Annotated in this window: 9 protein-coding genes; 5 read left to right on the top strand and 4 right to left on the bottom strand. The window is 71.2% G+C overall.

The features are described 5' to 3' along the window. The first annotated feature begins 36 nt into the window (after positions 1–36). A complete protein-coding gene (locus tag AB0B64_RS34645) occupies positions 37–693 on the top strand; it encodes a response regulator transcription factor (protein ID WP_357953167.1) in 657 nt (218 codons plus the stop codon). Further along, a complete protein-coding gene (locus tag AB0B64_RS34640; RefSeq protein WP_357953169.1) occupies positions 690–1,847 on the top strand; it encodes a HAMP domain-containing sensor histidine kinase in 1,158 nt (385 codons plus the stop codon). Before AB0B64_RS34645 ends, AB0B64_RS34640 begins: the two co-directional genes overlap by 4 nt. A 32-nt stretch (positions 1,848–1,879) precedes the next feature. Here the strand turns inward: AB0B64_RS34640 and AB0B64_RS34635 are convergent, their stop codons facing one another. The 4 genes from AB0B64_RS34635 to AB0B64_RS34620 all read right to left on the bottom strand — a co-directional run bounded on the left by AB0B64_RS34635 (position 1,880) and on the right by AB0B64_RS34620 (position 10,440). Further along, a complete protein-coding gene (locus AB0B64_RS34635) occupies positions 1,880–4,975 on the bottom strand; it encodes an AAA family ATPase (protein ID WP_358182624.1) in 3,096 nt (1,031 codons plus the stop codon). Positions 4,976–5,070: 95 nt separating this feature from the next. Next, entirely contained in the window at positions 5,071–6,213 is a 1,143-nt protein-coding gene (locus tag AB0B64_RS34630; protein WP_358182621.1) for a transposase, read from the bottom strand. A gap of 327 nt (positions 6,214–6,540) precedes the next feature. Continuing rightward, positions 6,541–8,397, bottom strand: a complete 1,857-nt coding sequence (locus AB0B64_RS34625) for a propionyl-CoA synthetase (RefSeq protein WP_358182618.1) — start codon at positions 8,395–8,397, stop codon at positions 6,541–6,543. A 168-nt stretch (positions 8,398–8,565) separates the two neighbouring features. Continuing rightward, the gene (locus AB0B64_RS34620) at positions 8,566–10,440 is read right to left on the bottom strand and encodes an amino acid transporter (protein ID WP_358182673.1); all 1,875 of its coding nucleotides are present in this window, start codon (positions 10,438–10,440) and stop codon (positions 8,566–8,568) included. 300 nt (positions 10,441–10,740) lie between these two features. On the opposite strand from AB0B64_RS34620, the gene AB0B64_RS34615 reads away from it, so the two are divergent. Genes AB0B64_RS34615 through AB0B64_RS34605 form a run of 3 tightly spaced genes read left to right on the top strand, consistent with a single transcriptional unit; the run spans position 10,741 to position 14,746 of the window. Further along, complete coding sequence (locus AB0B64_RS34615; protein ID WP_358182615.1) at positions 10,741–13,362, top strand: MXAN_6230/SCO0854 family RING domain-containing protein; 2,622 nt, start codon at positions 10,741–10,743, stop codon at positions 13,360–13,362. Continuing rightward, positions 13,359–14,012, top strand: a complete 654-nt coding sequence (locus AB0B64_RS34610) for a nucleotidyltransferase domain-containing protein (protein ID WP_358182612.1) — start codon at positions 13,359–13,361, stop codon at positions 14,010–14,012. Before AB0B64_RS34615 ends, AB0B64_RS34610 begins: the two co-directional genes overlap by 4 nt. Next, positions 14,009–14,746 (top strand): nucleotidyltransferase domain-containing protein, encoded by a 738-nt coding sequence (locus tag AB0B64_RS34605; RefSeq protein WP_358182609.1) that lies wholly within the window; start codon positions 14,009–14,011, stop codon positions 14,744–14,746. The genes AB0B64_RS34610 and AB0B64_RS34605 overlap by 4 nt, the downstream gene beginning before the upstream one ends. Positions 14,747–14,753 lie beyond the last annotated feature (7 nt).

Here is a 14,753-nt window from a genome sequence, read left to right as displayed (position 1 = left end):
AGACTGTCGGGACTTTCGATCTTCATGGGGGCGACATTGCGTGTTCTGGTCGCGGAGGACGAGCGCATGCTCGCCGATTCGATCGCCGAGGGGCTGCGGGGGGAGGCGCTGGCCGTCGATGTGGCCTACGACGGTGACGGGGCGCTGGAGCGGCTCGGCGTGCACGACTACGACGTGCTGATCCTGGACCGGGACCTGCCGCTGGTGCACGGCGACGAGGTGTGCCGGGCGGTGGTCGAGCGGGGGTGGCCGGTCAGAGTCCTGATGCTGACCGCCGCCGGGGATGTACGGGCGAGGGTGGCGGGGCTGTCGCTGGGGGCCGACGACTACCTGCCCAAGCCGTTCGCGTTCGAGGAGTTGGTGGCGCGGGTGCACGCGCTCGGCCGCCGGGCCAGGCGGGCCGACCCGCCCATGCTGGAACGCGCCGGGGTGCGGCTGGACTGGGCGCACCGGCAGGTGTTCCGCGAGGGGCGTTATGTGCCGCTGGCGCGCAAGGAATTCGGGGTGCTGGCCGAGCTGCTGCGGGCGCAGGGCGCGGTGGTCTCGGCCGAGGAACTGCTGGAGAAGGTGTGGGACGAGCACATCGATCCGTTCACGAACACGGTGCGGACCACGATGATGAAATTACGCAAGAAGCTTGGCGAGCCGCAGGTCATCGAGACCGTGCCGGGATCGGGGTATCGCATTCCATGAGCGTCCGTCTGCGTTTCGCCCTGGCCTGCGCGGGGGTGTTCCTCATCGGCGGCGGCCTGCTGCTGACGGCCGTCTACTTCCTCGTACGGTCGAACCTCTCCTACCGCGCCGATCTCATCACCCCCAACTCCATCACCGTGCGCAGCGGCTGTTGCTACGACAGATACGAGATCCACTACGAGGTGGCACGAGACCGGGTCCTCCAGGTCCAGGCGGCCTACCAGCGCGACACGTTGACCAGCGTGCGCAACATCGGCGCGCTGGCGGTGCTGGCCGTCACGGGCGGCGCGTTCGGTCTGGGCTGGCGCGCGGCCGGATGGGTGCTGAACCCGGTCAAGTCGGTCACCGAGACCGCGCGCCGAGTCGCTCAGAGCCACGACCTGACCGGCCGGATCGACTACGAGGGGCCGAGCGACGAGCTCAAGGAGCTGACCCTCATCTTCGACACCATGCTCGGCCGCCTCGCCCGCTCCTTCGACGGCCAGCGGCGCTTCGTCGCCAACGCCTCCCACGAGCTGCGCACCCCGTTGACGATCAACCGGACGCTGGTCGACGTGGCGGTGCGGCGGCCCGACGCCACCGACGACGTCAAGCGGCTCGGCGAGTCGCTGCTGCTGGTCAACGCCCGGCACGAGCGGCTCATCGACGGGCTGCTGGCGCTGACCGAGGGCGAGCAGGCGGTGCTGGACAAGCGCCCGTTCGACCTGACGGACGTGGCCGAGCACGTGCTGGACCAGGCGGCGGAGGAGGCGGCCGAGCGGGAGGTGACGATCCACCGGCTGCTGGACGCCGCGCCGACGACCGGCGAGGCGGTGCTGGTGGAGCGGCTGGTCCAGAACCTGGTGGAGAACGCGATCCGGCACAACCAGCCCAAGGGCGAGGTGTGGGTGACGACCCGGCGGCGTACCGAGCAGGTGGAGCTGGTCGTGGCCAACACCGGCCTGCACGTGCCGTCGTACGAGATCGAGACGATCTTCGAGCCGTTCCGGCGGCTGCATGGCGACCGGCTGCGCTCCGACCGGGGCAGCGGCCTCGGTCTGTCGATCGTGCGCGTCATCACCGAGGCCCACGGCGGCACGGTCGTCGCCCGGCCGCGCGAGGAGGGCGGCCTGACGATCACGGTCGAGCTGCCCCTGGACCGGTCGGCCGGTTAGGGCGGTTAGGGCGGTTAGGGCGGTTAGGGCGGTTAGGGCGAGCGCACCTCGCGCATGACCGCTTCCGGGACGCCCGCCCGGAGGAGGAGCTCCCAGCTGTCGGACCGCTCGAAGAACATCGACTCCAGCAGCGGCCGCCACAGCGCCGGGTCGACGCCGTCGCCGGCCAGCCCGCTGAGCAGGCCGGCCCGGTCCTGGAAGGGCATGGCCGATCCCTCCAGGGCGAGCGCCCGCAGCACCAGGTCGAGCAGCCGCCGGTTCTCGAGCGTGTGGAACGCGGTGACCGCCGCGATCGCGTCGGCGTAGAGCGCGACGCGGGCCTCGACGCTCGACGGCCGGTTCATCAGCACCTCCTCGACCAGGCGGGTGCAGCTGACCACCTGACCGGACCCCCGCTGCACGACGATCAGGCTCGGGTGCGTCTCGTCGTCGGCGCGCAGCGAGTCGGTCAGCAGGTCGGCGTCGACGTTGAGCAGGTAGGGACGTTCCAGCAGGGCGTAGGACTTGTAGCGGCCCAGCGCCCTGGTACGCGCCGCGGGCCGCGGGCGGCCGAACCACCAGCCCGCGCCCTCGAACTCCCACGACTCGCCGCTCCCGCCGAGCCGGATGTCACGCTTGCCGCCGTCCATGACGCGGCGGGCGGGCATGGCGCCGATGAGGCCGGTCCAGCCCTCCCCGCCCAGCTGGCTCTTCCAGAGATGCGCGTACGAGGTCCACCGGGCGAAGTCCCCCGAGTCGCCGAGCAGCTCCGCGACGCTGACCGGTTTGTCCGACGCGGCCACCACCAGGAGGGTGAGGTTGGCCGAATAGGCAGCCAGGCGGCGCGGCACGGGATGGCGTACCGGGCGGAAGGCGAGGAAGGAGCGGCGCGGGCGCTCGTGGAGCGACTCGCGCAGCAGCGCGCTGAGCAGCGTCACGCTCCTGGCCCGGACCTCGGCCGGCAGCGCGCCCATGAGCTCCATGGCGAAGCCGACCGTCGGCCCCCGCTCGGCCAGGCAGGAGAACGACGTGATCGCGTAGAGCAGGTCGTCGTCGACCAGCTGGCCCGCCAGCTCCTCGTCGTGGCCGTGCCGCCTGATCAGGTCGCGCAGCGCGTACACGGCCAGCCAGGCCACCAGGAACTCACCGAACGTGGCGTGCAGGAACTCATAACCCTGAGTGCCGCCTGTCTCGTTCCCATGCGCTGGGCCTGTGGAGTTCGCGTGCGCCAAGCCTGGGTCGTTCACGTGCACGAAGAAGAACCGCTCGGTCGCCCGCCGCGCCCAGCCGCCCTCGTCGTCCCGCTCCTCCCCCGGCGCCCCGCACAAGGCGGGCAGGTCCCGGTCGAGGGCGCTCTCCGAGACGACCGCCCGGCCGCGGACGAACATCGACAGCGCCACGGCCCCGAGCCGCACCAGCTCCCGGTCCACCAGCCCGCCGCGCCGGGCGGCCGGCAGCTCCCGCACCTCGGGGTCCTTGAGGAGCTCACGGTAGGCGAAGTCCCTGATCAGCGACTCGTAGAGGCGGCCGCGGCCGAGGACCGCCTCGTCGCGTTGCAACGCGTTCTCGGTGGCGTCGTGGATGGCCAGGAGCAGCAGGAGCAGCGGATGCCTGGCCAGCTCGCCCTGGGCCAGCGCGACGTCGGCCGGCAGTGGCGTCCTGCCGCGCCTGGACAGGACCGCGCGGTTGGTCTCCGCCCAGATCTCCAGCCACTGGCGGACCTGCTCCTTCTCGAACGGCTGGAGCTCGATCGTGAGCACGCCCTCGGGGAAGCGGACCCGGTCGGCCACGACGGTCCGGCTGGTCACGATCACCGCGACGGGACGGCCATGCCTGGACTGCTCGTCCTGGAACTCCTGGACCTGCTCCAGGTAGTCGTAGCGATTGGTGCCGGCGGCCTGCAGCAGCTCGTCGAACCCGTCGAGCATGACGACGGGCAGCATCCCCTCCGCCGCCTCCACCAAGTCCCGATATTTCACCTTCTCGCGGAGTAAGGGGGAAACGCTCTGCTCGATCTGCGAGATCACGGACGACTCGGCGGCGACATCGCGCAACTCCACCTTGATCGGCAGGAACTCCGAGGCGGCCAGCCGGGCGGCGAGCACCTCGGTCAGCTTGGTCTTGCCCGAGCCCGGCTCGCCCAGCACGACCAGGGGCGCCTGGGTGGCGTGTGGCGAGGTGAGGTGTCCCACCAGGAACGCCTCCGCGTCGGGCAGCTCCAACCGGCCCTTCCACCAGCTCTTCGCCGCCGGCTCGGACTCGCGCGTCATCTCCGCGACCTTGCACCGGGGGCTGATGTACCCCTCACCGAGCAGCGGCAGCGTGACGTCGTCCGGCGCCCTGCCGACGGCCATGAGCGACTGGTCGAGCGCGGCGGCGGCCATCCTGACCAGGTGGATCATCGGCCGGTCGCCCACGCGCGGCGGCGCCAGCTCCGCCAGCAGCCGCGCCACGCGCGACAGCCCGGGGGCGAACGCCTGCCTCTCGGTGACCAGGCTCCACATCCGGAACTCGGGGCTGTCGAGCGTGAGCGAGCGGTAGTCCTCGTCATAGATCCGCAGGGCGTGCGCCGACGGTCCCTCCACGAGCATGAGAGGGACGCGGGCGCGCTCGTCGGCCGAGAGTTCCTCCCAGGCCGCCACCTCGCGCACATATCCGGCCACGGCCTCCGACATCCGCCCGTAGTGGCGTTCGACGGCCTCACGGGTCTCCGCGTAGGGGCGGTACGGCTCCGGCATGGGCAGCGGCCGCGTGAGCAGCTTCTCCACCAGCTCGGCGAACGCCGCCGCGCGGGTACCGCCTCCCGCGCGGTCCCGGTCGAGCCGGTCGAGCCCGAACGGCAGGCTGGCCCGGCCGAGCGCCTCGAAGTACGCCGAGACGATCACCACGGCGTGCACGGCGGCCAGCCGCTGGGTTCGGGCGAACCGGCCGGCGCCGCCGCGCCACTCGGGCACCCGCCGCACCACGTCGTTGCCGTAACGGACGGCGTCCTCCTGCAGATCGCGCAGGCCCAGCGCCAGGTCGGCGCCGCCGGCGAGCGCCCATCCGGTCAGCGCGGCCGTCGCGGCGAAGTCGATCACCTTGGCGAGCCTGCTGTCCTTGCAGCCGAGGATCTTCAGAGCGTCGGCGTAGCTCAAGGTCTCCGTCATCACGGTCTCCGTCATCACGGTCTGTCAGCCTCTCGGCCGTAAGCGACCGAGCTTGCAGCTCCTCGCCGTCGATGGCTTCGACGGTCTGGTCCGCGTCAGGCAGCGTGACTCACTGCCCAGCCCGTAACGCCGCGTGCGGCGATGTTGCGGGCTGCGTTGACGTCGGCGTGCTCAGCGAAGCCGCACGACGTACACGAGAAACAGGCTTGATCGAGCCGGTTCTTGCGGTCCACATGCCCACACGAGGAGCACTGCTGGGAGGTGAAAGCCGGATCGGCGTAGATCACGGCGACGCCGGCCCGAGCCGCCTTGTAGCCGATGAACGCTCCCAGCTGGTGGAAGCTCCACGAATGCAGCGTGACCCGCTGGGGCTTGCGAAGCCGTACCCGGTCCCGGATGCCCTGGAGGTCTTCCAGAGCGATCCCTCGGCCGGTGCGTTCTGCCTCGGTCACGATCTGCTTGGCGATGACATGATTGGTGTTGGCGGCGAACCGCGCTTCTTTACGGCGGCGCCGCTTGAGCAACCGCTTGGCGGACTTGGTGCCCTTGGCCTGCAACCGGCGGCGCAACTCGCGCCGACGGTGCCGGACCGCGTTCAGAGCTTTGCCACTGTGCCGGACCCCGCCGCTGGTGGTGGCGATGTTGACGATGCCCAGATCCACCCCCAGGAAAGCCTCCGGGTCCTTGACGCGGGCATCGGGCACGTCGCAGGTCGCGATCAGAAACCACATGCCGTCCCGGTAGAGCAGATCGGACTCGCCCCTGCGGTATGCCGACAGGGTCTTGAGCTGTTCGGCCGACGCGGCGAACTGAAGGTTCTTCAGCCTGCCGGCCACCGACCAGATCGACACCGTCCGCGCGTCGATCTGCCAGGACAGACAGCGGTCATCGAACGGCTGGGCGGCCTCAGCGCGGAAGGCGATCGGCGTGGCTTCGGCCCGTACCCGGCGGGCAGAGCCCGCCTTGCCCAGGTTCCCGGCCCGGATGTTGGCCTGCAGGGTGGCGTAGGCGTCGGCGACCTTCTTGATGACGTGCTGCGCGGCCTGGGCGGCCAGCCCGTACCCGTCCTTGATCTGCGTGTAGGTGTGCTTGCGCAGGTCGTAGTTGCGAAAGGTGCGCAGGGCATGGGCTTGGCGGGAGACCTGGCAGGCGGCCGCGTTGACCGCGCGCAGGGTCGCCTCCAGCGCCGTCGCCTGCTCAGGCGTCGGCAGCAGCTTCACCCGCACCACCAGCCTCACAATCGAACACATTATCGTCCGGTCCAGATCACCGCGATGGGAACCCAATCCCGATATTCGCAGGGGACGCACCGTCGTCTGCAGCCTCCATGCCCATTTGGTCTTCATGCCCAGATATCGGCGCACGGCCAGACTGATCCACTCACATGAACCAGCCGTCACGACACCGCCCGGGCCAGCAGGCCCTCCCACGCTGTCATTTCCTCTCGGACGTAACCGCCCGGTTTCCAAGCCAGATTCCGCTGAAGAGCAGAGGAATTCCCATGATGGCGCGTTCCATGGCCCTGAGGGAGCGTTTAGGCGGAATGAGCGTTTAGGCGGAATGGGTCAAAGAGCGTCGGCGATCTCCGACAGGGCCGCCGGGTCCTCGATCGTCGAGGGGGCGCGGTAGTCGCGGCCGGCCGCGATGTCGCGCATGGTGGCGCGCAGGATCTTCCCGGACCGGGTCTTGGGCAGGCGGGCCACCACGACGGCGCGGCGGAAGGCGGCGACCGGGCCGATGCGCTCGCGGACCAGGGCCACCAGTTCGCGCTCGACCTCGTCCGGATCACGGTCGGCGCCCGCCTTGAGCACCACGAAGCCGAGCGGGAGCTGACCCTTCAGCGCGTCGTCCACGCCGATCACCGCGCACTCGGCCACGTCGGGGTGGGCCGCGATGACCTCCTCCATCGCGCCCGTGGACAGCCGGTGGCCGGCGATGTTGATGACGTCGTCGATGCGTCCCATGACGTACAGGTAGCCGTCGTCGTCGAGGAAGCCGCCGTCGCCGGTCAGGTAGTGGCCGGGGTAGCGGGACAGGTACGACTCCGCGAAGCGGGCGTCGTCCCGGTAGAGCGTCGGCAGCGCGCCGGGTGGCAGGGGCAGCCTGATCGCGACCGCGCCTTCCACTCCGGGCGGGCACTCCTTTCCCTCCGGGTCCAGGACGCGTACGTCCCAGCCGGGCACGGCCTTGGTCGGCGAGCCCGGCTTGATCGGCAGCGGCTCGAGGCCGACGCAGTTGGCCGCGATCGGCCAGCCGGTCTCGGTCTGCCACCAGTGGTCGATGACCGGGATCCCGAGGAGGTCGGACGCCCAGTGGTAGGTGTCGGGGTCGAGCCGCTCCCCGGCCATGAACAGATACCGCAGACCCGACAAATCCCACTTTTGCGCGAAATTTCCGGAGGGATCGTCTTTTTTGATGGCTCGGAGCGCGGTCGGCGCGGTGAACAGCGTCCGTACCCCGTGCGTGGCCACGACCCGCCAGAACGCGCCCGGATCAGGTGTCCCGACCGGCTTGCCCTCGTACAGCACGGTCGTGCACCCGGCCAGCAGCGGCGCGTAGACGATGTAGGAATGGCCGACGACCCACCCCACGTCGGAGGCCGCCCAGTAGACCTCGCCCGGCGCGGCGCCATAGACGTTGGCCATGCTCCAGTGCAGCGCCACGGCGTGCCCGCCATTGTCGCGGACGACGCCCTTGGGCACGCCGGTGGTGCCGGAGGTGTAGAGGATGTAGAGCGGATCGGTGGCCGCCACGCTCACACAGCCGGCGGGCGCGGCGTCGCGTACGGTCTCGGCCCAGTCCAGGTCCCGCCCTTCGGCGAGGTCGGCGGGCGACTCGGGCCGCTGGAGGATCACGCACCGCGCCGGCCGATGCCCGGCCTGCTCCAGGGCGGCGTCGAGCAGCGGCTTGTACGGCACGATCCGAGTCGGCTCGATCCCGCAGGAGGCGGAGAGCACGACCTTGGGCTTGGCGTGGTCGATGCGTACGGCCAGCTCATTGGCGGCGAAGCCGCCGAACACCACGGAGTGCACGGCGCCGAGCCGGGCGCAGGCCAGCATCCCGATCACCGCCTCGGGCACCATCGGCATGTAGATCACCACGGTGTCCCCGGCGACGACGCCGAGGTCACGCAGCATCCCGGCGGTCCGGGACACCGCGTCGAGCAGCTCGGCGTAGCTGAAGCTCCGCACCACCCCGGTCACGGGGCTGTCGTAGATCAACGCGGCCTGCTCGCCCCGTCCGCCGGCGACGTGCCGGTCGACGGCGTTGTGGCAGGTGTTCAGGCGCCCGTCGACGAACCAGCGCCCCTTGTCGAAGACGATCGTGGGGGCCACATCCCACTCGATGTCCCGGGCGGCCTCTCCCCAGAACGCCTCAGGCTCCACGATGCTCCGCTGGTAGACCGCATCATAAGCACTCATAATCCGATCAGATCAGCGCCTCACCCCCGATGGCAAGCGCAAACGGAAGCCACGGCCAAGAAGACGCGCGTAACGGCGCCCGGCCCCGTGCGGGTTCAGCGGCCGTATTCCTGGAGGCCACCCGCCCAGCGCGGCGGGTGGCGGTGGGTGCGGCTGTGCCGTAACAGATCAGCCGACGTGCACCTGAGGGCGGCGGCCGGGCTCCTCCTCGGCCTGGCGCAGGACCTCACGCGTGAGCGGCGGCACGTCACCCCCGCCGAACAGCAGGTATCTCAGCAGCGCCAGCACCGGATTGCCCTCCGCCCAGTGGAAGTACACGTGGGGACGGCGGGCGGACGTGTCGCGCAGATGCAGCAGGATCGCGGCGATCGTGTTGGGCACCGCCGCGCTCGTCGCGGTCAGCACCCCGTAGCCGTGCCGCACCTCGCCGCGCACGAGCACCTCGGACTCGAACTCCGACGTGTCGCCGAGCGTGACCTCCAGGAACAGCATCGGCTCGTCGTCGGGCAGGTGATGGTACTGGCGCGTCTCGCGGTCCTTCTCGGCGTACTCGGCCTCGTCGCGGGCGTCGGGCTCGTTGGCGATGATGCGCAGCTCGCCCGGCGGTAGCTCGTCGATGAGCCGCTTGGCCTCCTTGTCGAGCGCCACCCCCGTCACCCGCAGCTCGGTGGAGCGCGTGGCGCGGGAGATGATCGAGGTGACGATGATCGCCACGACGAAGAACACCGCGATCGACAGGCCGTCGGGGCGTTCGATCACGTTGGCGGCGAAGGTGTAGGTGAGGATCAGCGAGATGAGGCCGAACGCCGCCGCCGCGCCCCGCCGCCCGGCGCGCGCGACCGAGATGGTGACGGCGACCGCGGCCGACAGGATCAGCGCGAGCACGCCGGTGGCGTAGGCGCCGCCCTGCGACTCGACGTTCGCGCCGAACAGGATCGTGATGACGAACGAGATCGCGGTGAACACCAGCACCAGCGGTCGTACGGCCCGCGCCCAGTCGGGCGCCATGCCGTAGCGGGGCAGGTAGCGCGGCACGATGTTGAGCAGGCCCGTCAGCGCCGAGGCGCCCGCGAACCAGAGGATGGCGATGGTGCTGATGTCGTAGAGGGTGCCGAACCAGTCGCCCAGGTACTCGTGCGCCAGATACGCCAGGGCGCGCCCGGCCGCACGGCCGCCCTCCTCGAACTCCTTGTGCGGGATGAGCACGGCCGTGGCGAACCCGCTGAACACCAGGAACACGCTCATGATCAACGCGGCCGTGGTGAGCAGCCGCTTGGCGCCCTTGACGCGCTGCTCCAGGTCGCCCTCGATCTGCGGCATCACGGCGACGCCCGTCTCGAACCCGGACAGGCCGAGGGCGAGCTTGGGCAGCGCGAAGGCGGACAACGCGATCATCGCGAGCGGGCTGGAGTGCCCCGCGGTGAGCGCGTCCTGCCAGTCGCCCACCAGCTCCGGGCGGGACAGCACCTGGGCTATGGCGGTGCCGACGACGACCAGGTTCAGGGCCAGATAGACGGCCACGAGCGCGATGGCCAGCCCGATGGCCTCGCTGAACCCGCGCAGGAAGATCGCGCCGAGCGCGGCGATGAGCAGCAGCGTGATGGGCACCTGCTGACCGGCGAGCGCGTCGGGGAAGAACGGGTTCTGCAGGATGTGGGCGGTCGCGTCGGAGGCCGACAGCGTGATCGTGAAGATGAACGCCGTCGCCACGAACCCGAGCAGCACCAGCACCAGCAGCTTGCCCCACCAGCTCGGCAGCAGGCGTTCGAGCATGGCGATGGAGCCCATGCCGTTGGGGCTCTCGGCCGCCACCACGCGGTAGGTGGGCAGCGCGCCGAACAGCGTCAGCGCCACCAGCATCAGTGTGGCGATCGGCGACAGCGCGCCCGCGGCCAGCGCGGCGATGCCCGGCTGGTAGCCGAGGGTGGAGAAGTAGTCGACACCTGTGAGGCACATGACCTGCCACCAGGAGTGACGCTTGCCGGGATGTTCGTCGTGCATCCCGGACGTCGGCTGCAGCCCGTGTAGCAGCCAGCTCCGCATGGTCACCGGTCGGCCCTTCTCTCCTGGACTCTGTCCTGGTCGAATTCGGAGACCCTATCCATCGGAGCGGCTCTCGCGCATGTCGGGCCTTGCCGGACTGGAAATTCGGCGGACATTTGGCTATTTGTGCCGGTACCGTGGATCACCGGGGTGGCTCTTTGGGTGTGCTTCCTTCTTCATCTTTCAAATGATTCCAGCGCGCCCGCTCTCCACCTCTCCAGAGGTCGCGCGGTGCTCCCACGCGGCCTCTCTCAATGCGAAGGGTCGCTCCGCGGTCTCTAGGGCATCGGAGGTGCCTCCATGAACGGTCCCGCCGAGATCCTGCTGCGCCGTACGCGGGTGGTCGCGCCCGCGCTGCTGGCCGCCGATCCGCGCATGCCCGAAGCCGTCGGCAAGCTGCCCAAGTCCCTGAGCATGACGCGGGCCGATGTGCGGTCCGGAGTGGCGGCGCTGGAGTTCGAGCTGCTGCAGCTGGGCTTCCTGGTGTCGGCGGAGCTGTATCGGGCGCTGGCGGCGCTGTCGTCGAAGGAGCTGACGCGCGTCGGGCGGCGGCTGCTGCACGGCCTGCGGGGTGAGCTGGGCGCGGCGGTCTCGCACGTACCCCTGTTCCGGAAATTTCCGGACAGCGTGCCCAGGGACACCGGCGACTTCTACGTGCGGCGGGTGTTCTCGCTGCTGCTGCAGCAGCCGGAGCGGCCGTGCGTCCTGTGCGGGAACGTCGGCACCGTCCACGCCGTGGCGCCCTGCGCGCACCTGGTGTGCCGTTCGTGCTGGGACGGGGCCGACTTCAGCGCCTGCCCCATCTGCCACCGGCGCGTCGACCCGGACGACCCGTTCCTGCTCCCGTCGGAGGAACGCGCAAGCGTCGACCGCGCCGCCGTCACCGCCACCGGCCTGCTGCGTCTCGCGGACGACCCCGCGGCGGCCTGCCGTGAGGTGGCCGTGGACCTGATGACCCGCCGCACCCCCATGCCGCCGCACGACCGGGCCGACCTGGAGGCGCTGCTGGAGGCGTTCTGGCCCGAGTCGGGCGACTGGCTGCCGGAGAGCGTCCCGGTCAAGGAGACGCGGGCCGTCGTGCTCGCCGTCGCGCTGCGCCGGGGCGCCCCCGACGAGCTGCTGCGCAACCATCTGGAGACGGCCACGGACGTGCTGCGGCTGCTGTACGTGCTGATGGACGCCGATCCAGGGCTGCGGATCCGCCCGCGGCGCCGCGTGTCGCTGCCGCGCGCCGTCCGCCGGACCCTGCTGTCGTGCCTGGACGCGATGCCGTACGCGATCGAGGACCTGTTCCGGTACGGCGAGCAGTGGAAGCGCATGGCCGAGGTGCTGCACCCCCACGAGCACCACGCCCGCTACCCGAACGCCGCACTGGCCTTCGCCGCCCTGCGCGGCACCCGGCTCGACTCGGAGACGGCCTTCGGGCGGACCTTGCTGGAGCTGGCCGCGCGGCGGCCGGGGGTGCTGCGGGTGCGCGACGGGCGGCTGGTGGCCACGTCGTTCGCGAGCCGTGTGGAGACGGCCCTGGCCGACGGCCGCCACTCCGACGCGGCCGACCTGCTGGTCCACCGGCCCGGCGAGCTGATGCGGCGGCTGTCGCAGCTGCTCCGCCTCTCCCCCCGCCTGCTGGAGACCATCGGCCGGGCAGAGGCGGACACACCCGCGTCCGGACCGGCGGTTGCCGGACCGGCGGGCGTGGCGACGCCTGCCGGACTGGCGGGTGTGGCGGCGCGGGTCGCGCCCGGGGTGCTCCTCGCCGCCCTGGGGCAACTGCGGACGCCGCCCGGCGGGCTGCGGCTGTTCCTGCCGCGCGGTGGCACCGCGCGCTTCCACACCCGGCCCGACGACCGGCCGCCGCTGCCGGACGAGGTCGTGCTGGAGGCCGAGCGGACGCTGGCCGCCGAGCTGCTGCGCCGCGCCGCCGCGCTCCCCCCGCTGCGGCGGGTGCTGCTGGACGAGGGCCTGGCCGACCTGATCGCGCCGACGTCCGAGCGGACGGCGGTCAAGGCGCTGGTACAGCTGCCGCGCGGCAGCGTCCAGCCCATTCCCGGCGGCGAGCGGCTCCGGTTCTTCCTCCACTGGGCCGAGCCGAAGGACACCCGGGTGGACCTCGACCTGTCCGTGGCCGTCTTCGACGAGCGCTGGGCCTTCGTCGGGCTGTGCGACTACACGAACCTGCGGCTGGGCATCGCCGTCACCCACTCGGGCGACCTGACGTCGGCGCCCGAGCCGCTGGGCGCCTCGGAGTTCATCGACGTGAACGTACGGGCCCTGCGCGGCCGCTACCTCGTGCCGGTCGTCTTCAGCTACAACGACGTGCCGTTCGAGGATCTGGTACGCGGGTTCGCCGGGTTCATGGAGCAGCCGAAGGGGCTGTTCGACCCGCTGGCCGTCCGGCAGCGCTTCGATCTGACGGGGCAGGCCAAGATCCTGGTGCCGCTGGTGGCCGACCTGTGGACGCGGACGATGCGGTGGGCGGACTTCAACCTGGGCGCCGCCGGTTACGGGCACAGCGTGGACGGGAGCGCCGACGAGCTGAGCCTGCTGGGCGCGGCGCTGGAGCAGGCGTTCACGCACCGGGTGACGCTGTGGGAGGTGGGCTGCTGGCACGCCGCCGCGCGCGCCGCCGAGGTCCTCGTCCGAAACCGCCAGGGCGAGCTGGTCCGCTACGAGCGGCGGCCGGGCGAGGACGTGGCCGCGTTCGCCGACCGGCTGATGGCCCGCGCCGACGCCCCGGCCGTCGGGCGGCCCGCGTCGTTCGACGGGGTCGAGCTCGCCATGCTCGTCCAGGGCGACCTGCCCCTGCCCAGCGGCTGCGCGGCGTACGCGCTGCACCCGGACGGCCTCGGTGACGTACACCGGCTTGGAGCGGCCGACCTGCTGGCCGGCCTGTCCCCCGACCCTGTGAAAGTGGCCACGTGAGCGAAGACCTGATCCTCTCGGTCGTGGTGGGGTCGCGGGCCTACGGTCTGGACACCGCCGAGTCCGACACCGACCGGCGCGGCGTGTTCGTGGTGCCGACGGAGGCGTTCTGGCGGCTGGACAAGCCGGTGACGCACCGCGACGGGCCGCTGCCCGAGCAGTTCTCGTGGGAGGTCGAGCGCTTCTGCGGGCTCGCCCTCGACGCGAACCCCACGGTCCTGGAGTGCCTGTGGTCTCCCCTCACGGAGGTGCTCACGCCGGAGGGCGGGCGGCTGCGCGACCTGCGCGGGGCGTTCCTGTCGCGGCGGGCGCACGAGTCGTTCACCCGGTACGCCGACGCCCAGTTCCGCCGCCTCGACCCGGCCGCGCCGAAGTGGAAGCAGGCGATGCACCTGATCAGGCTGCTGCTGAGCGGCCGCCACCTGGTACGCCACGGCGAGCCCCTGATCCAGGTGGGCGACTACCGCGACCGGCTGCTGGCGATCAAGCGGGGCGAGGTGGCGTGGGCGGAGATCGCCGCCTGGCGGGCCGAGCTGACCGGCGACCTGGCCGACGCGGCCGGCGTTCTGCCCGCGGCGCCGGACCGGGCGTCCGTCGAGACGTATCTCGTGGCCGTACGGAGGGCCCACCTGTCCCGGGAGCGCGTGTGAACCTGCCTGCCTGGCTGCCGGAGATCCCCGAAGAGCAGCCGTACCCGCTGGTGTTCGCCACGATCAGCGGCGCGCACCTCTACGGTTTCCCCTCGGCCGACTCGGACGTGGACCTGCGGGGCGTACACCTGCTGCCGCTGCGGGAGGTCGTCGGCCTGCGTACCGGACCGGCGACCCTCGACCGGACCTGGACGCGCGACGGCGTCGAGGTGGACCTGGTCACGCACGACCTGGCCAAGTTCTGCGGGCTGCTGCTGAACCGCAACGGCTACGTCCTGGAACAGCTCCTCTCCCCCTTGGTCGTGTCCTCCTCTCCGCTGCACCAGGAGCTGAAGGACCTGGCGCCCGGCTGCCTGACGCGGCATCACGCCCATCACTATCTGGGGTTCGCGCGTACGCAGTGGCGGCTGTTCGAGAAGAACGGGGAGCTCAAGCCGCTGCTCTACACCTTCCGTGTGCTGGCCACCGGCATCCACCTGATGCGCACCGGTGAGCTGGACGCCGACCTGACCCACCTGTTCGCGTACGTCCCGGCGTATCTGCCCGACCTGGTGGCCGCCAAGCGGGAGACCGAGCACGGCCGCGCGCCGGGGGTGAGCACGGCGGGCGACGACGTGACGCGCCTGACCGCCGAGCTGGAGGCGGCCAGGGACTCCTCACCGCTGCCGGAGGCCGCCACGGTCCGGGACGCCATGCACGACCTCGTGGTCCGGGCGCGCCTCGCCACCGCGTGAGGACTGG

Origin of the sequence: Nonomuraea sp. NPDC049129, from assembly GCF_040648495.1 — a bacterium.
Taxonomy (GTDB): Bacteria; Actinomycetota; Actinomycetes; order Streptosporangiales; family Streptosporangiaceae; genus Nonomuraea.
Note: the sequence above shows the minus strand (reverse complement) of the source record. Positions and strands in the feature narration are given on the sequence as shown.

Coding starts and splice junctions, on each gene's coding strand:
- AB0B64_RS34620 (WP_358182673.1), bottom strand. CDS start 10,440: ATGCGGAGCTGGCTGCTACACGGGCTGCAGCCGACGTCCGGGATGCAC.
- AB0B64_RS34615 (WP_358182615.1), top strand. CDS start 10,741: ATGAACGGTCCCGCCGAGATCCTGCTGCGCCGTACGCGGGTGGTCGCG.
- AB0B64_RS34625 (WP_358182618.1), bottom strand. CDS start 8,397: ATGAGTGCTTATGATGCGGTCTACCAGCGGAGCATCGTGGAGCCTGAG.
- AB0B64_RS34635 (WP_358182624.1), bottom strand. CDS start 4,975: ATGACGGAGACCTTGAGCTACGCCGACGCTCTGAAGATCCTCGGCTGC.
- AB0B64_RS34640 (WP_357953169.1), top strand. CDS start 690: ATGAGCGTCCGTCTGCGTTTCGCCCTGGCCTGCGCGGGGGTGTTCCTC.